The organism is uncultured Psychroserpens sp., from assembly GCF_947503375.1.
Taxonomy (GTDB): domain Bacteria; phylum Bacteroidota; class Bacteroidia; order Flavobacteriales; family Flavobacteriaceae; genus Psychroserpens.
Genome location: NZ_CANNDQ010000001.1, coordinates 647,834 through 665,790, shown reverse-complemented (window position 1 = coordinate 665,790; position 17,957 = coordinate 647,834). Strand labels below are relative to the sequence as shown.

General features: G+C 34.4%; 19 protein-coding genes. 16 read left to right on the top strand and 3 right to left on the bottom strand.

Annotated features, from left to right (window positions below; translation table 11 throughout):
* The first annotated feature begins 102 nt into the window (after positions 1-102).
* From Q0876_RS02995 to Q0876_RS02950, 10 genes are all read left to right on the top strand, one after another.
* Positions 103-549: a hypothetical protein gene (locus tag Q0876_RS02995; protein ID WP_299223845.1), complete on the top strand. Its 447-nt coding sequence runs from the start codon at positions 103-105 to the stop codon at positions 547-549.
* A 162-nt stretch (positions 550-711) separates the two neighbouring features.
* Positions 712-1,818: a hypothetical protein gene (locus Q0876_RS02990; protein WP_299223844.1), complete on the top strand. Its 1,107-nt coding sequence runs from the start codon at positions 712-714 to the stop codon at positions 1,816-1,818.
* Between the two features lie 210 nt (positions 1,819-2,028).
* Positions 2,029-2,526 carry a hypothetical protein gene (locus Q0876_RS02985; protein ID WP_299223843.1) on the top strand — a complete coding sequence of 166 codons (498 nt, stop codon included), beginning with the start codon at positions 2,029-2,031 and terminating at the stop codon, positions 2,524-2,526.
* Positions 2,527-2,531: 5 nt separating this feature from the next.
* Positions 2,532-2,684 (top strand): hypothetical protein, encoded by a 153-nt coding sequence (locus Q0876_RS02980; RefSeq protein ID WP_299223842.1) that lies wholly within the window; start codon positions 2,532-2,534, stop codon positions 2,682-2,684.
* 13 nt (positions 2,685-2,697) lie between these two features.
* Positions 2,698-4,146, top strand: coding sequence for a type IV secretory system conjugative DNA transfer family protein (locus Q0876_RS02975; protein WP_299223841.1), 1,449 nt, complete (start codon positions 2,698-2,700; stop codon positions 4,144-4,146).
* Complete coding sequence (locus Q0876_RS02970; protein ID WP_299223840.1) at positions 4,143-4,505, top strand: DUF2958 domain-containing protein; 363 nt, start codon at positions 4,143-4,145, stop codon at positions 4,503-4,505. Before Q0876_RS02975 ends, Q0876_RS02970 begins: the two co-directional genes overlap by 4 nt.
* A complete protein-coding gene (locus Q0876_RS02965; protein ID WP_299223839.1) occupies positions 4,505-4,951 on the top strand; it encodes a hypothetical protein in 447 nt (148 codons plus the stop codon). The genes Q0876_RS02970 and Q0876_RS02965 overlap by 1 nt, the downstream gene beginning before the upstream one ends.
* A 3-nt stretch (positions 4,952-4,954) precedes the next feature.
* Entirely contained in the window at positions 4,955-5,854 is a 900-nt protein-coding gene (locus Q0876_RS02960) for a relaxase/mobilization nuclease domain-containing protein (protein ID WP_299223838.1), read from the top strand.
* 40 nt (positions 5,855-5,894) lie between these two features.
* Complete coding sequence (locus tag Q0876_RS02955; RefSeq protein ID WP_299223837.1) at positions 5,895-6,395, top strand: DUF4240 domain-containing protein; 501 nt, start codon at positions 5,895-5,897, stop codon at positions 6,393-6,395.
* Positions 6,396-6,814: 419 nt separating this feature from the next.
* Positions 6,815-9,091: a T9SS type A sorting domain-containing protein gene (locus Q0876_RS02950; RefSeq protein ID WP_299223836.1), complete on the top strand. Its 2,277-nt coding sequence runs from the start codon at positions 6,815-6,817 to the stop codon at positions 9,089-9,091.
* 466 nt (positions 9,092-9,557) lie between these two features.
* On the opposite strand, the gene Q0876_RS02945 is transcribed toward Q0876_RS02950, so the two are convergent.
* A complete protein-coding gene (locus tag Q0876_RS02945; protein ID WP_299223835.1) occupies positions 9,558-10,091 on the bottom strand; it encodes a hypothetical protein in 534 nt (177 codons plus the stop codon).
* An 11-nt stretch (positions 10,092-10,102) separates the two neighbouring features.
* Positions 10,103-10,588 carry a hypothetical protein gene (locus tag Q0876_RS02940; RefSeq protein WP_299223834.1) on the bottom strand — a complete coding sequence of 162 codons (486 nt, stop codon included), beginning with the start codon at positions 10,586-10,588 and terminating at the stop codon, positions 10,103-10,105.
* Between the two features lie 128 nt (positions 10,589-10,716).
* Between Q0876_RS02940 and Q0876_RS02935 the strand changes: the two genes are divergently transcribed.
* From Q0876_RS02935 to Q0876_RS02925, 3 genes are read left to right on the top strand one after another with little or no spacing between them, the layout of a single operon-like run.
* Entirely contained in the window at positions 10,717-10,974 is a 258-nt protein-coding gene (locus Q0876_RS02935) for a helix-turn-helix transcriptional regulator (protein ID WP_299223833.1), read from the top strand.
* A 49-nt stretch (positions 10,975-11,023) separates the two neighbouring features.
* Positions 11,024-12,976 (top strand): AAA family ATPase, encoded by a 1,953-nt coding sequence (locus Q0876_RS02930; RefSeq protein WP_299223832.1) that lies wholly within the window; start codon positions 11,024-11,026, stop codon positions 12,974-12,976.
* Positions 12,969-13,823 (top strand): hypothetical protein, encoded by an 855-nt coding sequence (locus Q0876_RS02925; RefSeq protein ID WP_299223831.1) that lies wholly within the window; start codon positions 12,969-12,971, stop codon positions 13,821-13,823. Before Q0876_RS02930 ends, Q0876_RS02925 begins: the two co-directional genes overlap by 8 nt.
* 5 nt (positions 13,824-13,828) lie before the next feature.
* Here Q0876_RS02925 and Q0876_RS02920 read toward each other — a convergent pair whose 3' ends face one another.
* Positions 13,829-14,230, bottom strand: a complete 402-nt coding sequence (locus Q0876_RS02920) for a helix-turn-helix transcriptional regulator (RefSeq protein ID WP_299223830.1) — start codon at positions 14,228-14,230, stop codon at positions 13,829-13,831.
* Between the two features lie 122 nt (positions 14,231-14,352).
* On the opposite strand from Q0876_RS02920, the gene Q0876_RS02915 reads away from it, so the two are divergent.
* The 3 genes from Q0876_RS02915 to Q0876_RS02905 all read left to right on the top strand — a co-directional run bounded on the left by Q0876_RS02915 (position 14,353) and on the right by Q0876_RS02905 (position 17,882).
* Positions 14,353-15,921, top strand: coding sequence for a hypothetical protein (locus Q0876_RS02915; RefSeq protein WP_299223829.1), 1,569 nt, complete (start codon positions 14,353-14,355; stop codon positions 15,919-15,921).
* Positions 15,922-16,057: 136 nt separating this feature from the next.
* The gene (locus tag Q0876_RS02910; protein WP_299223828.1) at positions 16,058-16,996 is read left to right on the top strand and encodes a tyrosine-type recombinase/integrase; all 939 of its coding nucleotides are present in this window, start codon (positions 16,058-16,060) and stop codon (positions 16,994-16,996) included.
* Positions 16,983-17,882, top strand: coding sequence for a tyrosine-type recombinase/integrase (locus Q0876_RS02905; protein ID WP_299223827.1), 900 nt, complete (start codon positions 16,983-16,985; stop codon positions 17,880-17,882). Before Q0876_RS02910 ends, Q0876_RS02905 begins: the two co-directional genes overlap by 14 nt.
* The last annotated feature ends 75 nt before the right edge of the window (positions 17,883-17,957 follow it).

Here is a 17,957-nt window from a genome sequence, read left to right as displayed (position 1 = left end):
TAGTAGAAATAGTAGGAATTACTTTTGCTTAGTAGAATCCTAAGTAAAAAAAAGGTTTTAATAAGCCGTGTATTTGCTTCATAACATTAAAAATATACAGTTATGAATGTAAACAAAGAACAATTTAATTTCCTTAAAAAGCTTAATGCAGAAATTAAATCAGGCAACTTAGTAAGAATGCAAAATGCATTCGAAGAATTAAAGAATTTCAATTCGGATGATTCAGGTATTTTAATGTACTCAAAATACCTAAAGGGCAAGTTTTTTTACTTATCCGCAAAGATTAACTCTTCTTTAGAGAATTATGCAAAAGCCCATTTGTGCTTTAAGAAAGTTTTCGACATCGCAAGGAATAACAGAAAGTTTGTAAGAAATCCAAAGTACCATTTCAAATATGCTGAATCAGCTTTTAGATTAAGTGATGCTGTTTGGTGTAACCATCAACGTAATGATTACGAATCTTTGGCTTTTAGCATAGCTGCAAATGCAATAATGCTTTATCCAAACAATGATTCTATTAAATGGTTGATGTCAGAATTGACCAAGTAACCCAATAGCACTTCTAAGTCTAGGAGTGCTATTACTATTGAATAACATTTTAAAATCAAAGATTATGACAAATGCAGGACAACAATTAATGAACACAAGGACTGAAAATCCTTGTGCCTCTTTATGCTATATATAAATTTTTAATCCTTAAAAATCAAAAAAATGAAAGCACAAGAAAATAGAACTGTTAGAACAAACAATACCTTCACCATCTTCAGATATAAGATTGAAGATCTTGAGGAGCAACTTCACAAGCAACATGAAGTCATTAAAAATGAAGTTGCCATTCCACTGGGAAAAGACCTTGGTACCATGCAACCGAATAAACCAGAGCCAAACTGCGAGAAGGATGTCTATTCAGGTGTGATCTCAGGAGCTTATTCTAAGATGATGATGTATGCGAGACAGGAGCTACAATCCGAAATCGAAACGCACCATATTATTTCAGATAAACTCGAAGCCGATCAAAAGCTAGGAGAGCTGTCTACAGAACTTGAGAAGACCCTAACTGAAGCACGACTCAAGAAAAGAGAACTAGATCAGTGTGATAATTCATTATTAAAAAAAGAGAAGCGCTACAAAAAGATCAGGTGGTTTTTACTATTTATCATTTTGGTTGATCTTTTTCTCAGTTCTGCCGCACTGATGGCAATGGGATATAACGCTATCACTTCATATATCGTTGGTATTGCCATAGGTGGAAGTATTTTCTTTGCCAGCGAGCAAGTTCCTAATATGGTAAGCAAAGGAAGAAATCTTTGGGAGAGACGAGGCATTCTATTTAGCCTTTTTACTATTGCCTTTGGAATTTTCTATGTGCTTGGAATATTCAGAGCAACTAGTTTTAATGAAGGAGTGCTGAGCCAAACTCAAGGTATCAACCCATTTTACTTTGCCTGTCTGAACCTATTTTTCTTTGCAGTAAGTGTGATTACAGTTTATCAGCACCGATTGACAAGTGCTGAGAGAAAGGTTCTGGACAAATGGAAACTAACCAAGGAAGAACTTGATGCGTTAAGTCAAAAGGTAGCTTCATTAAAATTAGAGATTCTGACCATTAGAAAAGAACAAGCAGAGACTGAACTGGCACGAAAGCAGATCCTTATCTACTCGAATAATATACAAGAGCTTGTTCAGCGTCTCTTTGAGGATTCGCAAAAGACATTCTATTCTACCAATTGTATCTACCGCTCAGATGGAAAGACACCTAAGTTCTTTGAACATGATATTCCTCAGTTACCGTCATTTACTAACACCTTAAAATTCTAGATCATGAAAAATTCAATATACATAATGTTACTATTAATGCTTGCTAACTGTTCTAGTTCCAATCTAGATGGACAGATTATATCTGTTTTGGAAGATACGACCGAAACTGATTTTATCGCAAAGGTTGATTACAAGAACCTCACCAGTGCCTATGGTTTTGAAAATGATATGTGGCAATCTGCTATGTTCAGATATGGAACGATCAATAGTTTGACTCTCAACGAGCGAGATGAGACTTCTATTGAAAGCGAGCATTCAATGCTGGGAAATGAACTTGAACGTAGACAATTGGTTTCTATTTTCAAACAGGATGTTGAGCAGATCTTGAATAAGCCCAAGGACTATTCCAAAGGTCAATATTCATCTATTTGGAGACCATTAGTTCAAGAGCTCGAAATCTTACAAGCTTACAAAGAGCAAAAGTCTATCCTTTATGTCTTTTCTGATTTGAAGGAAAACCATCCAAATTGGTTCTCAGTTTACAAGAATAATGATCTTAAACTCATAAAGGATTCACCCGAAAAAGTAAGGGACTTATTCTTAAAGGAATCCATGGGTATTGAGCGCCATAATCCAAATATTGAAGTGTTGGTAGTTTATCAGCCTTCAACTACCCATCAGGATAGTGACTTCTTGATGTTCTCAGAACTGTACGCATCCATATTCAAGGAGCTAGGAATACGAATCAGCTTCACTTCTAAAATTTGAAATTCATGAAAACAAAAGGAAGTGTATTTGTTTCGGCAATCAAATACCTGCTTAAAGGCCTCTGGAAACTTCTGCTTCTATGTCTTTATGCAGTAGCCAAAATAGTAGAAGTTCTCTCTGGCTTTGTTGCTAAGATGACGGACAAGTTTTTAATCTAAAAATAAAATAGAAATGATAAAATCAATTATAGATATCGCAGTAGAGTCATTAGGGGGTATCGGTACTTTTATCTCAGAGATATTTGATGATCTGACTCAAAAAGACCATAGTGTCAACGCCGAGTTTGGAAATCCAAGTAAGCTCATCTCAAAAAGCAATAAAGGATGGTGTGTGGACGGTAAACGATTTTTGGATTTAAAAACCAGTAGACAAAACATGTGCGTTGTGGCTGGAAGCGGAAAGGGAAAAACTCAGGTTCATATATACCCAACACTGATGAACAGCAATTCCTCAATGGTCGTTAATGATAACTCTTCTGAGTTATCCAAAACGGTTCCATATCTAAAAAGTAAGGGAGCTATTCCTCTTATTATGAACCTCACTCAAAAAAGAGGAGTATATCTCAATCCGCTTGATGGTTGCCACAATAACAAGGCGGCAATTAGAAAAGTGTCAAAGACGCTGATGGGAAGTGTCTCCAAGGAAACCGATTTCTTCTCCACCTCTGGGGAGGATTGTCTGTCTCTTTTTATTAAATATGTTTTGGAATCTGAACCTCGTATTCATGCCAATCTTGGAAATGTTTATAGGCTTTTATTGGAATACCAGGGTTCACCTGATGTTATTGAAAGGCTATTTGCAGATAAAGCTTCTGAAGATGTATGGTCGAAATTCCTTGCTCTAGCCGGAAATTCTGAGCGCACTTTAAAATCCATAACGGCGACAGCATTATCTGCCTTGTCTTGGCTCGGGGATAATCCAGTACTAGCTGACATCACTTCAGTGACTAATATTTCATTTGAGGCGTTTAGAGAAAAGCAGCATATACTTTTTATTCAATCGCCAGTGAGTGATACTAAACTATATGCTCCAATGGTGTCTTTGGTATTTCAATCATTTTATCGCTTTGCTTTTTCAAAGCTTCCAAGTGAAAATGACCTAGATATAATGATGGTTTTGGATGAGTTCTCAACTCTCATAGGAGGGCTTCCTGATTACAGTAACACCATAAGTAACAGTCGTAAGTTCAAGATACCACAGCTTATTGTGCTCCAAGACGAATCCCTTTTAAGTCCTTACAAAGAGCTCAAGGATAATATCCTTGGGAACTGCTTTGTAAAATGCTACTACGGAGGACAGGACAAAAAGGCATTTGAACTTGAAAAATTACTGGGGAGCTACACCTACGAGGATAAGACTTCGAAACAGAAAAAGACTCGACCTCTGATGTACGCCAATGAGATCAGGGAATTGGATAATAAGATACTGGTTATTCCCAATGGTCAGAAACCATTAAAGGTTAAAATCATTCCAGCATACAAGCAATCGAAACTCAAAAAGCGATTAGCTATGAAACCTCAAGACGATACGAATGATAAGGTTGATTACTCAATTCAGTATATCGATTTGTCGCCATATAGAAACGAGAATGAACAGCAATTAAATATACAGAAATCATGAAACTAATTACAAAAGAACTTAAAGAACGTTTTAAAGAGATTGGAGATCAGTCCAATGTTAAAGACCCAATATTTATAGCCAAGTTTTTTGATCCATGCGGATCTGGAACTTGGTATGCATCGGAGTATGACCCAGAGACCAATGTTTGTTTTGGTTATGTCACTGGATTTTTTGTAGATGAATGGGGAGGATTCTCTATAGATGAGCTTGAAGCGTTAACAAGTCCTTTAGGACTTGGTATTGAGAGAGATATTGCTTTTAAGGAGATTCCATCGAGCCAAATCATCCAAAAGAATAGGATATCTGAGTTAGACAAAGCTAAGTCTAAAGAAGGTCAAGACAACGAAATAGAACGCTAATGAGTAGTGAAGCGTTTCCATATAAATCAGTTCATGAATATCTTGAAGAAGAACTGTCCTTAGTTTCAAATCCAAGTCATGAGAAGGTTAAGAAGACCAAACGGACCTATTGGAAACGCTATTACAAAAACTACAGACGCCAGAAACGAAACCTCAGAAAAGAGTTTACCCTTGGTTTTGACAAAGAACGTTTACAGCTCATAGATACAAAAAGAGGAGAGCTCTCCATCTCTAAGTTTTTATATCAGATTATAGATAGGGAACTTGAGTCCAATGACAACTTATTTAATAACCAAGAACAACTATCAAAGTTGCATTTACAACTGATGAAACTGATATCACTCACAGAAGAACTTCTGGACAATGTAAACTCTGAACTGATACATCAAATTCTAGAGCGTTTTGAAACATTAGAAGAATCATTTGAACAATTTATAAACCCATAGATAATGATCATAAAGTCAAAGAGTATTAAGTCAAAAAAAGCACTGGAGAATACCATTCGCTATATCCTAACAAAAGACGATCAAAATGATGTTGGCTTCACTATGAACCGCTATATAAGATTGGATAGGCAGTTTGAAAAGATCATCAATAGTGAAACAGATCAGTACAAGCGCTCATTGCTTTTAAATAAGCGAATTGAGAATATTATAGATTCGTTTGAATCCAATGAATCAAAGCGTCTTATTAAGCGTAAGAATGCCAATCGTGCCTATCACGAGATCATATCCTTTCATAAAGAAGACACCAAACATCTTCCAAAGAAGGTACTTCTAAAAATTGCACGTAAATATACCAAAGAGCGTGCTCCGAATGCTATGGTCATAAGTTCAATGCATTCAGACAAGGAGCATCTTCATATCCATAATGTCATTAGTGCCTTGGAATTTGCCACGGGCAAACCTATTAGACTAACCAGAAAAGAGTTCAAAGAGGTAAAGACTCGTATGGAAGCTTGGCAGGACAAAGAATTAGGACTTACGAATAGCAAGGTTAACCATTCGAAAAAAAAAGTACAGATGTTACAACTTGATATCGAAAGGGAGCTGAATCTTAGAGGAAAGCGTAGTGAAAGGCAACAGATTCAAATGAAACTCGTTGAAGTATTTTCTAAACAGAGAAGCGAGAAAGTTCATTATAGTGAATTTGAAAAAGCTGGATTAAAGCTTTATTCCAGAGATGGAAAGATCGTTGGTGTCCATGGACTTCGAAGACGCTATCGCTTAAAAACCTTGGGTTTCGAACCTGAGCGTATTACAATGGAGAAAACAAAAGCACAAAACCGTTTGCAAAACTTAAAACATCAGCAATCTAAAAAAGTTAGAGAACAAGATATGGAACGTTAGCGTACACTTTTGTTATGATATAATTCAAATACTAAAAGCTATGACGGAAGAACAACAATTTTGGGATGTTATTGAAATGACTTTGAAGCATCATACTCTAGAGGATGATATAGCTTACGATGAATTTCTACATGATCAACTAAAGAAAAAACAAGTCAAAGATGTCGTTGGTTTTCAGTTACGACTTATTGAACTTCGAAGGACACTTGATAGTTTTGAGATTATAAAGACAGCCCAAGTACTAGGTTTTTATTCTTCAAGGGAAGTCTTTAATCGTTTTTGTAATGGAATCGTTGCTTCTGGAAAATCATTCTATTACAACGTGAAAGATAATCCTGAGTTTATAAAAACACTTTTAAAGGAAGAACCTGTAAATCTAAGATATTGTTACTATGAAGGCTTTAGTCTTATCGCTCCGAATGTATTTCATGAGAAGGAAGGGAATGACGCAGATTGGGTCTCAGCCTTAAAAAACACACAACGACTCTCAGAACTGAATAAGGACAAGGCTTACGATAGTGAAATGGATCAAGAACTTTAAGAACAAATTTTTTAAATTAAAACAAGACAGGAACTATTACAGTTCCTGTTTTCTTTTCGTAAAAGGGTAAATGCAAATAGGGAATCCCTATTGCCAAGATCGCTTTTCACAGTTGAACTGTGCAAAAGCAATCTTGCAACGCTGTCCCAACGCTGTCCCAAAAGATCTCGACTTGGGTTAGCGTGACCAAAAAATGTCCTAAAAGTAGCGCACTACGACTTAGGATATTTTTATCTAAAGGACAGAATTTGTAATTGAAAATTATAATTATAGAATTTAAAAACTTTATTGGATAAAGTTTGTATATTTATAATATCTCCCTGATTATTAGTCGACAACGTTTTTTTTTGTTTAAATTAAATCCCTTCATGTTTATGAGATGTTTTTCCTTTTTTTTCGTCTTTCTCCACACTTTTTTTATGTATTCTCAAAACATATATCAGGGAGATGTATTATTGACAACACAGTCAGAAATTGATGATTTTGGAGTTTCCTCTTATACAGATATCAATGGTTCTCTAAGGATAGCATCATATTTACCAGATTCTGACATAACAGATTTGACGGCATTAAATACTATTTCATCAATATCAAATAACCTTGAAATCTTTGGAAATCCTTATTTAGAATCATTAGACGGGTTTAATAATTTGGTTTCTATAGGGAATTTTTTAGATATACGTTCCTCTGGATTAAAGGATTTGAAAGAGCTGGAAAATTTAGTATTCATAGGTAATTCTATTTATGTGTTAGGTGCCAATGGTCTCGAATCTTTGGAGGGATTGGAGGGAATTACTTCTTTGCCTGGCAGTTTAGTAATTCAATCATCAGAAATTAAAACACTTCATGGTCTTGAAAATTTAGTATCATTGAATTTTCTATACTTATTCAATAATGGAGCTGGTAATTCAAGTACGTCTATAACTAGTTTAAGTGGTCTTGAAAACTTGGATTCAATAGATGATATAAGAATTAAAAATAATTTATATCTCAGTGACTTTTGTGCTCTATTCGGGTATTTTAATAATAATATCCATTCAGGATTATATGACGTAGCCTTTAATGGTTATGATCCTACTATGGATGATATTTCCAATGGAAATTGCACCAACCTATCACCTAATTTGGATATTACTTATCCTTTAGAAAACAGTTATTTCGTAGTTGGTAATGTTGATTTGAAAACACTTGATGGAGTTGGGATTCCTCATAACTACCCAATTGATATTTCATTTTCCTCTGATGGTGGTAATACTTGGGTTGAGGATGGAAGTTACCAATATAATGCTATCAACAAAGGGATAATTTGGACTACACCTATTGTAACAGCACCAACTGAGTTTATTGTTAGATTAGAAGCTATAATAAATGGAAATACTATTATTGAGTATTCTAATATTTTTACTATTCAACCAATAAATTATTATGATTCAATGGGGTTTGTTGATGAGGGTATTTCCAGTATCGATTTTCCAATGCAAGGAACTTCAAGTGAAACTGATGGTTGGTTTACATTGAACCTTAGTACAGCACATAACTGCTTAGATGGAAATGCTCAGGACTGGTATAATTGGAAACTTAATTTGGCATGTGGAAAAGACCTAAGAGCCCCATTTAATGGAAAAGTTATAAAAATAGTATCTGAGCATGAAAGTAATAGCTGTGGGTTCAATCCTGAAGGAGGTTCTTACGCGAAACAAATAATAATACAATCAAATGAAGATAAAACATTTGCTATAAGGTTTGCTCACCTTCAAAATATTAGGCCTGATATATATGAAGATTCGATTGTAAGTAAAAATCAATTAATAGGAAAAATTGGAGGTTCGGGTATAGAGAACGTTCATTTACATTCAACACTTTACAAAAACATTTATGATTATCTCTTTGTTGATTATACTGAAGGTGGAGGAATTATTACTCATACAGTTAAGGAACTTCTTGAAACGGGGAGGTCATTAACTAATCTTGAAACACCTAATTGTGAATTATTAAAAGAGAATTTTTCAGCTCCTTATTCTTTTAATAACTATTTCAATGTTTCTAATACTATAATTACTATTTTGACTGGAACACAATTTCTAAGTTTAGTATCTAATCAATTTAATAGTTTCAACCTTGATGTTGTTATTGGTTCTTTCTTTGAAGGCAGACAATATAGTAATGATCCAATAACAACACTTGATGGTTTAGAAACAGTACTTTCTATTGATGGAAATCTAGTTATTTATGATACTGAAATAACAAATTTAAATGGAATAGAGAATTTAACCTATGTAGGTGGAGATGTTATTATTCAAGATAATAATTCGTTGATTGATTTTTGCGGTTTATTTGCTTTGTTGGAAAACGATGGTATACAAGGCGAATTAATTATTAATGGAAATGCAATTAACCCTATTTCGGATGATATTTTGAATAACATAGATTGTGTCCCTACACTTTCTGATATTGAAATAAACGAGCAAGTGGATATTTCTATTTATCCAAACCCGACAGATGGTAGTATTAATATATCAAGTTCTATGTATTTAGAAATTCTTTCGATAGAGATATTTAGCTTAGAAGGGAAAAAAGTAAAAGAGATTAAACCACAAAATATTATCAATATTGAAGATCTTTCAAATGGATTGTATTTTTTGAAATTAAAAACCGAAAATTTTATATTGGTTGAGAAAATATTAAAATATAGATAATATTTATCAATAATGGTAGAGTGAATTGATGATTAAGAGTCTTCCTAATAATCTTTTTAAGAAAGTAATTAAGTTTTTAATTTTATACATATTAATTTATTTATTAACCCTTGGCTTATTTTTTTTGTTGAATAATGTCCATAATGTTAGATACAGTACTATATTTAATTTTAGCAAGATTATGGTGATGTTATCTCCATTGTTTTTTATAGTATTTATTAGAAAAGAGCAGATTAGTATCATTTATAAGCTCTTATTGATTATGATAATACCAATTATTTCTTTTTTGATAATTATGGGTTTAATTAATGGTTTAGTCTCAATTTATTTATTGTCTAAACAAGGTGAAGTATTAAATAATTATCAAGAACCTATTCCAGTAATACAACTAAGATAAAAACGTCTAAAGTGATAATTGAACTACGAGTCATTATCACTTTAGACGTTTTTATTTAACATGGGAGAATTATTGCAATTGCCACCCTGTATCAAAACGAATAAAACTTGCTCTAACAGATGTACCTTTTTCTTCATTGCACTTAGTCTTGCCTATCTGCAAGTTATAGAAAGGTGTATGTACCCAATCTCCCTTAAATTGTACAATGGCTTTATTGCCGTCTTCCTCATAAGAAATACCAATAATTTCCTTTGGAACAAACTTGGTCATTGCCACACTAAAGGAACTATATCCTTTACCTGCTTCATATTCCAATTCAGCTTTTTTAGTATGACTTATTCTAACTCCAGTAACCTCCTTCTTTCTATTTCTAATCTTTTTGGTAGTGACCAATCCCTGTTTTTCTAAATTATAAAAGTAAGATTCAAGAGCAGAGTAGTTAGGGCCGTCATAAGAAGTACTTATAAAATCATCCGCATCATTCTTGCAGGATTGTTTAAAGTCTTTTTTAAGAATTTTAAGGGCTGTAGTCTTATCCAGTTTATTCTGACTAGAGCAACTGGTCAGAATAAAGACAGATAGAAGTATTATTAAATTTTTCATAAGTTTTTGATTTAAGGTTTATCTACTGAGGTTGCTACAAAATGAATATAACGTGAGTTAATCCCATAAAGCTTTCCACCTCTTGCTTTGGTCACTAAGGTTCCTCCACGAAGTTTTAATTTATCTCCTTTCTTTAAAGAAAATATGAGATCGGAATATGAATTTGGGGCAAACACTACAAGTCCTTCCATTGCTCCTGTAAGTTCGTTTCGTTTAACATCTACATCGCTATTAGTGACTTCAAAGGCAAAATGACCATCTGGTATTTTCTTGGTTGAGTACTGAGCCATGGCTGACGATTGTGATAAGAGTTGACATTCAACAATTACATCGGCACCGATATATTCCTCAGCAAAGCTTCCGTTAGAAATTTTGGAAAAGGGAACATTAGTTCCTGATGGAACGTTTGTGCCAGTAGATTGTACGACTCTGGTTGGACTACATGAACTTAAAATAGCGAGAATTGTAATAAGTGATAATGAGAATAATTTTTTCATAATATGTCTGATTTAAAGATTAATACGGACAAACATAAAAAAAGTTTATTAAAATATGTATATTTTAATATGTAATTTAAAATAAAGGTCATTGTCATCTTTGCTAGGTAAGAAAAAGGTTACCCATTATGGCAAAGAAAAAAAACGATACAGATAAGACTTTTGAAAAGGTTTTGAATTTAATGGCTGATAGGCTCAAAGAGTTAAGAATAGAGAGTGGATATACAAGTTATGAGAATTTTGCATGGGACAATGGTATAAACCGAATGCAGTATTGGAAAATGGAAAAGGGTTCTACTAACTTTACAATGAAGAGCTTATATAGGGTGCTACAAGTCCACAAAATGTCCTTTGGGGAGTTTTTTGAAGGTCTAGAAAAGAAATAATTCACATTATCTATTGGCATTTTCACATGTAATCTGGTTATAATAATATATGCAACAAACGATATCTACCAAGAATAAGAAAAGTATATTTAAACTTATTCTTAATGAACCCAACCCATTTCATGAAGATGATAACAATGGCATATTAGATTTTCTTAATGCTATATGGGATTTGAAATCTATGCCTTCAGAGGATGACCGTTTTAAAGATGCCGAAGGAGATATTATCCAGCATACGATTAATAATTATGATTGGGAAATAGAATACCTCTTTGAAGATAGACTGAATTTATATGATGAAGATGAAATCTTTATAAGATTCATTGAGGCTGTGGTCAATCCAAGATTCAGGGTTAGTGAAGATGAGATTCTCAAGTTTGTTTTCCTAATAAATGAAGTTCTTGAGAAAGATAAACTACAATTATCTCTCACAGAATATAATGATGATGGTTATCCTATTTACACCATTAAGGAGTTTGACAATAGTGAGTACTTTCCTGCAAATATCAAACGAAACTCAATTCCTTTTTATGTTGAGAAACGACCAGGTGGTAGAGCAGATAGGAAACGTTCTCATAAAGTACCACGAGATTTTCCATCATTTGTGCTTGTCTATAATAATGGGTGGAATGATTATGGGATTTTAAGTCATTTTGTTATGTTCTACTATGACAAAGATGAAAACTATCACAAAATAGGTGACTTAAAGATCATTACTCAAGAAGGTATTATTTCTGAGCTTATACCAGATGAGTTTGTTCAGCTAGATGAGAGGTTTTGTTCTTTGGGACAGGAAATTGAATATTATGAAGATCTAAGAGATTTGTTGGGTAATGATTTTATCGGAGCTCTTTACGCACTTCGTGATGCTGCATTTTTTCCAGATATACAGGAAGAGTTTGAGACGAGTTCAAGATTTGTAAACTCGTTAATTCGGTACGATGAGCCCGAGCGTGTATTAAGGGAAGCAAAGCATTTAATCTATGGAGCTGATCTTGAAAACCTATATTCGTTTGACTATAGCTTCAAGCCAAATTTCTCTTCTGAATCGATTAATGTCAGCTTTAACTTTGGAGACAACGATGAACTGCCAAATAGAGTGTATGCGTTAATAGGTAAAAATGGTACTGGAAAAACTCAGCTTATGACATCTTTGCCAGTCAACATAGCTGAGAATAATGAAGATCATTTTATTCCTAAGATTCCATTGTTCAGTAAGGTAATTGCAGTTTCTTATAGCATTTTTGATACTTTCAAAATACCTAAAAAAACGGCAACCTTCAATTATATCTATTGCGGACTAAGAAATGAAAAAGGAGAACTGCTAACTGAAAAAGGACTCTTGCTCCGTTTTCACAATACATGGAAGAAAATTAAAAAGCAGGAACGAATTGAACAGTGGAGAACGGTACTTCTAAATTTTCTGGACCCTGAGATGGTCAAGGAGTTTATTATAACGCACAATAGGCACGAGTATGATGTTTCCATTGAGGGATTTAATAAGGTAAGAAAAAAACTAAGTTCGGGTCAAAGTATTATTCTGTATATTATTTCTCAAATTGTTGCCAATATTAGGTATGACTCATTGCTTTTATTTGATGAACCTGAGACCCATTTACATCCTAATGCTATTACTCAGTTGATGAATACTATATATAGTCTGGTCGATGAATTTCAATCTTACTGTATTTTGGCAACTCACTCTCCTTTAGTAGTGCGTGAGTGCTTTTCACGAAATGTTTATGTCATTGAGCGTCATGAGAATGTTCCATCTATTAGAAAGATTGCTATGGAGTCGTTTGGAGAAAATTTGACAATACTTTCTGAGGAAGTCTTCGGAAATAAGGAAACACCCAAGCACTATAAAAAGCTTATCCGTGAATTGGTGGAAGAAGGAAAAACCTATGAGGACATTGTTAATTACGTGGAGTCCGATGGGGTGCCTCTGGGGTTGAATGCAAAGGTCTACATTAAAAGCTTAATAAATAATCTCGATGCGTAAACTTAAACCATATAATGAAGATAGCTTTGAGTTTTATGAAGCAGTCGTTAATTCAAAAAAGAATTCTGCTCAGGACCCAAATTACAAGGAACGACTTCAGGCGCACGAGGCTCTAATTTCGGATAAGTTTGATGATTATGATGAAGGTTTTGACGATGATGATCTTGTTAGTTTGGTAAATCATGGGTTCATAAACCAAGATAAAACTGATCTTATCAAGCTTTATTCATACAAAAGCAAAAAGATGCAGAAGCTAAAAATTGCTGTAACCACCACTGAAAGAAACCGTCTATTAAGTACCTGTCAAAATTGTACGATCAGTGAAGTAAACTCTTTTGATCATTTCGTCAATAAAGATGAATTTCCAGAATTTTCAGTCCATCCGAAGAATCTATTTCCTTCCTGTACTAAATGTAATTCTTATAAGGGGCAAGACTGGAGAGATCAGGGTCAGTTGACTTATCTCAACTTATATTTGGATGATCTTCCAGAAGAGCAATATCTTTTTGTTGATATTAATATAGCTCATGACGATGCTGTTTCAACTAAATTTTATCTTGACAATCCTCATGATATAGATGATTTACTTTTTACTAGAATTGAAAATCACTATAAAAATTTGCATTTATGTAAGCGTTTTCAGGAAAACGCTGATACGGTCATAACGTCATTAGAAAATACTATTCGTACGTATTCTGATAAGCTACCCATTGAAGATATAATTGATTTAGTTCTAGAAAATGCAGAAAGGGATATTCAGTATTATGGCTACAATTATTGGAAATCTATTTTAGAATTAGCAATGGTAGAAAGTGATGATTTTTTAGAGATGATATTAAACGATTAAATAAATTAACTATTCTCACGTATATCTTTGAGTTCAGATAATCGTTTTTTCATCTTGACTTGCTGACTTCTCTCCAGCTTATCCTTTTCTAAAACAGTATCAATCATTATCTCCACAATCTGCTGGTTATACTCCTCCATGCTTCCAATCATTTCCAATTTCTCAAGTATGGTCTTGTCAGCATGAGTGTCTTGTTTAAATAATCGTTCCATAGGAACTTCCATAGCTTCTGCCAATTTTTCTAAGGTTGATAAATTAGGACTCACTTGGCAGGTTTCTATCCTAGAGTATGTGGAAGCAATAACTCCTGAGCGTTCAGCAACGGTATTTTGATTGAGTCCTTTTTCTTTACGAATAGCTTTCAGGTTATCTGAGAGTAATTTCTGTGTATCGGTAATATCAGCCATAATGGAAGATTTTATAAATGTCGATTATCGACCAAATGTAGGGACAAATAATTGAAATAGCAAAATACACAATAATATATTTTTATTATTGTGTAATAAAGCATATATTTGAATCTAATTTTGTGTATAAATATATCAAAGCGCAATTATTACCAGATATGAATACTTTTGACACATCAAATCCTAATCATTTTATCTTTACAACTGAGGTATTAGAAGTCCATGTTCTTGGAGGATTGAATGTTCATGGTTTGGATAGAATGCGAGTAACGTTGAAGGTAAACCGAATCGAAGATGAGTTTCATGCGCTTCGTCATAACATTGATTTATACAATTCAAACGGTGTTGAAAAGCTCGTTAGAAAACTAGCAGAATTTTTGGAAGTAGGTACTTCCATTATTAGAAGAGCATTACAGGAACTGATTAACAAACTAGAGAGCTATCGCATAGAACTACTTGCACAAGAAAACGAAGATGAAGTTTTCGAATATCAACTTTCAAAAAAAGAGCGACGTCAAGCAATAGATATTCTAAAATCTAAGAACCTTCTTGAAAAGACCAATAAGCTCATTGGAGCAAGTGGTGTCATTGGAGAATCCGATAATCGGCTCCTCATGTACTTGATATTCACAAGTAGAAAAACTTCGAATCCATTACATTGTATTTCATTTGGAAGTTCAGGAGTTGGAAAAACACATCTCCAATCTAAAGTTGCAGAACTCATTCCTGAAGAAGACAAAGTTGAAATCACGGTATTATCAGCCAATGCTTTTTACTATTTCAAAAGACACGCACTTCAAAACAAACTGGTACTGATAGAAGACTTAGATGGTGCAGAAGAGGTACTGTATCCACTTCGAGAATTACAGACAAAAAAGCGCATTACTAAATCCGTTGTTCAAAAAGGAATCGGCGGTGAAGGCAAAACGAAGAACTTAACCGTTGAAGGTCCTGTTTCAGTTGCTGGATGTACCACACAAGAAAGCTTGTATGAAGATAATTCCAATCGCTCCTTCCTTCTCTATATCGATGAGTCCGAAGCACAAGATGATCGTATTATGAACTACCAGCGGAGAGCCTCCGCAGGCAAAGTAAATATTCAAGATGAAATTGACGCCAAACAGATATTGCAAAATGTACAGAGGCTACTAAAGCCAGTACGAGTGATTAATCCCTTTGCTGAATACCTATCACTTCCAAAATCAGTATTTAAACCAAGGCGAAGTAACTCACATTACCTTCAGTTCATTGAAGCGGTCACGTTTTACCATCAACACCAAAGAGAATCTAAATTTGATGTGCATACTGGAGAGGAATACATCGAGACTACTCTTGAAGACATCAAACAGGCAAATACGCTTATCAAATCCGTCCTGCTCAGAAAATCAGATAGCTTAAATGGAGCAACAAGAAACTACCTCGAAGGGCTTAAAGCCCATTTAAGTAAAAAGAGGGATACGCTCTTTAGTAATAAAGAAATTAGAAAAGAACTGCGCATAGCAGAGAGTACGCTTCGCAGATACCACCAATTACTATTACAGGAAGGTTATATCAAAAAACGAAATGATATTGAGTCGGAATCTTTCACGTATGAAATAGTGGATGTTGATGAGTTCAGAGAATTGGAGAACAGTATTAATAATGCACTGAGTATCTGTTTAAAGAGCATAGAAAAAGTACAAGTAAAATGATTGCCTCACCGTGCTACGGTGCGCCAGTTCGCCAGAGGTTCGCCACTGTAACAATGGCGAGGTTAAGTATTTGAAAATGAGAGAGTGGCGAGCATCTCGCCACAAAACCTATAAATGTAAAAGCTCTAAGAAAAAAATGAAGAAATTAAAGCTACACAATGAGTCATTTATAACGATCCTAAGCTCTTTTAAAGATTGGTTGGAAGTACTGGGATATGCATCAACTACTGTATACAATCTGCCTAACCATTTAAAAGAGTTCTTCTATTACCTAGAGAGAAACAGACACACAAGAATTGAACACATCACAACCCAAATAGTTAAAGAGTATTATGACCATTTATCCAATCGTTCCAATGATAGACGTGGTGGTGGACTCTCAAAAGCATTCTTGAACAAGCACCAACAGGCACTCAAGAAATTCCTGGATTACCTTAAGGAGCACAATACCAATGTGAACTTTGGTGTGCACCTTAGGGGAGAGAAGATTAACTATCGAAATATTAAAGTCATTCTCACTCAAGATGAAATCAAAGAACTCTTTGATGCTTGCCATGTCTCTCATATGAGCGAACACTTTCAGATGCGTGATAGAGCGATACTAGTACTTCTATATAGTTGTGGACTCAGACGAAACGAAGCGGTACATTTTGATGCCTCGGATATTCTGTTTGAAAAAGGACGCATCTATGTAAGACGAGGAAAGAACTACAAAGAGCGTTTTGTCCCCATTAACAGATATAATCTTCAGATACTGGAAGATTACCTATATGAAGCCCGTCCTGAGTTTTTAAGACACTTTCAAACCGATGCGTTTTTGGTCTCTAATTTTGGAAGACGCATTAATGACAAAACGATGGCTGACCGGTTAAAGGTCATCATCGAATCCACAGAGAACGAGACAATCATCAGCAAGAATATAACCCTCCATACCCTCAGACACAGTATTGCTACCCACTTGTTACAGAACAACGTACCTATGAAGTCTATCAGTACATTTTTGGGACATTCATCACTGGAGAGTACACAAATCTATACCCATATCGTAAGCCAGATAGAAAATGAAGAGATTTGAAAAATATCTATATGGACAGGGATATGCGAAGGGAACTGTAGAATCATATTTACGCTCTGCAAACTTCTTTTCTAATTGGTGTAACTCCAAAGGATTTGAATTAGAAACGATTGATTACAAATCTTGTTTAGGATATGTGAAATACCTTCAGCAAATTAAAAATGGAAAACGATTATCTAAAAGTACGGTAAAGCACCAAATCGGTGCTTTAAAAATACTATTCAATTACCTTATTGATGACAATGGCAGACATACCAATCCCATGCAGAGCATGAACATCAGAGGCATAAAACGAACACTCAATCATAATCTACTGGAGTATGATGAACTTGAAGATTTATACTATAGTTATCCAACTAGGAATATTAAGTTTCCAAGTAGTCCACAGGTGGCGTTACGTAATAAAGTGATCACTGGATTTATGGTCTATCAAGGTCTTAATACAACAGCACTTAAGTCATTAAAACTAGAGCATATAGATATCAATAAAGGCAAACTCTATGTCCCATCAACTCGAAAGACGAATAGTAGAACATTAGAACTTAAATCATGGCAAATAGTGCCACTGCTTCAATACATAGAACAGGACAGAGAAATACTCCAAGATGCCATACAAAGCCACACAGACGCCTTATTCCCACTTAATTCAGATAGATTTGATATCATCTTAAGACATCTGTTTAAACGTCTTAAGCGTATAAATTATAAGGTCAAGGATGTGAAGCAAATTAGGGCTTCTGTGATCACTCATTCTCTTAGTTCTCATAATATCCGAGAGGTTCAATATATGATGGGACATCGATTTATTTCTTCAACTGAAGCATACCTTCAAGATGATCTTGAAAACCTTCATCAGATGATTGAAAGTATGCATCCCATAAATTAAAAACCTTATCTATTTACGGAAAACCTCATTTATGTTCATGCCAAAATGACGTTCTTAACTTGATGGTACAATCTT

Bases quoted from the DNA above. Each gene is read 5' to 3' on its own strand.
- Q0876_RS02925 (WP_299223831.1), top strand. From the start codon at position 12,969: ATGCGTAAACTTAAACCATATAATGAAGATAGCTTTGAGTTTTATGAA.
- Q0876_RS02970 (WP_299223840.1), top strand. From the start codon at position 4,143: ATGAAACTAATTACAAAAGAACTTAAAGAACGTTTTAAAGAGATTGGA.
- Q0876_RS02960 (WP_299223838.1), top strand. From the start codon at position 4,955: ATGATCATAAAGTCAAAGAGTATTAAGTCAAAAAAAGCACTGGAGAAT.
- Q0876_RS02975 (WP_299223841.1), top strand. From the start codon at position 2,698: ATGATAAAATCAATTATAGATATCGCAGTAGAGTCATTAGGGGGTATC.
- Q0876_RS02935 (WP_299223833.1), top strand. From the start codon at position 10,717: ATGGCAAAGAAAAAAAACGATACAGATAAGACTTTTGAAAAGGTTTTG.
- Q0876_RS02945 (WP_299223835.1), bottom strand. From the start codon at position 10,091: ATGAAAAATTTAATAATACTTCTATCTGTCTTTATTCTGACCAGTTGC.
- Q0876_RS02920 (WP_299223830.1), bottom strand. From the start codon at position 14,230: ATGGCTGATATTACCGATACACAGAAATTACTCTCAGATAACCTGAAA.
- Q0876_RS02980 (WP_299223842.1), top strand. From the start codon at position 2,532: ATGAAAACAAAAGGAAGTGTATTTGTTTCGGCAATCAAATACCTGCTT.
- Q0876_RS02905 (WP_299223827.1), top strand. From the start codon at position 16,983: ATGAAGAGATTTGAAAAATATCTATATGGACAGGGATATGCGAAGGGA.
- Q0876_RS02930 (WP_299223832.1), top strand. From the start codon at position 11,024: ATGCAACAAACGATATCTACCAAGAATAAGAAAAGTATATTTAAACTT.
- Q0876_RS02955 (WP_299223837.1), top strand. From the start codon at position 5,895: ATGACGGAAGAACAACAATTTTGGGATGTTATTGAAATGACTTTGAAG.
- Q0876_RS02910 (WP_299223828.1), top strand. From the start codon at position 16,058: ATGAAGAAATTAAAGCTACACAATGAGTCATTTATAACGATCCTAAGC.
- Q0876_RS02990 (WP_299223844.1), top strand. From the start codon at position 712: ATGAAAGCACAAGAAAATAGAACTGTTAGAACAAACAATACCTTCACC.
- Q0876_RS02995 (WP_299223845.1), top strand. From the start codon at position 103: ATGAATGTAAACAAAGAACAATTTAATTTCCTTAAAAAGCTTAATGCA.
- Q0876_RS02965 (WP_299223839.1), top strand. From the start codon at position 4,505: ATGAGTAGTGAAGCGTTTCCATATAAATCAGTTCATGAATATCTTGAA.
- Q0876_RS02950 (WP_299223836.1), top strand. From the start codon at position 6,815: ATGTATTCTCAAAACATATATCAGGGAGATGTATTATTGACAACACAG.
- Q0876_RS02940 (WP_299223834.1), bottom strand. From the start codon at position 10,588: ATGAAAAAATTATTCTCATTATCACTTATTACAATTCTCGCTATTTTA.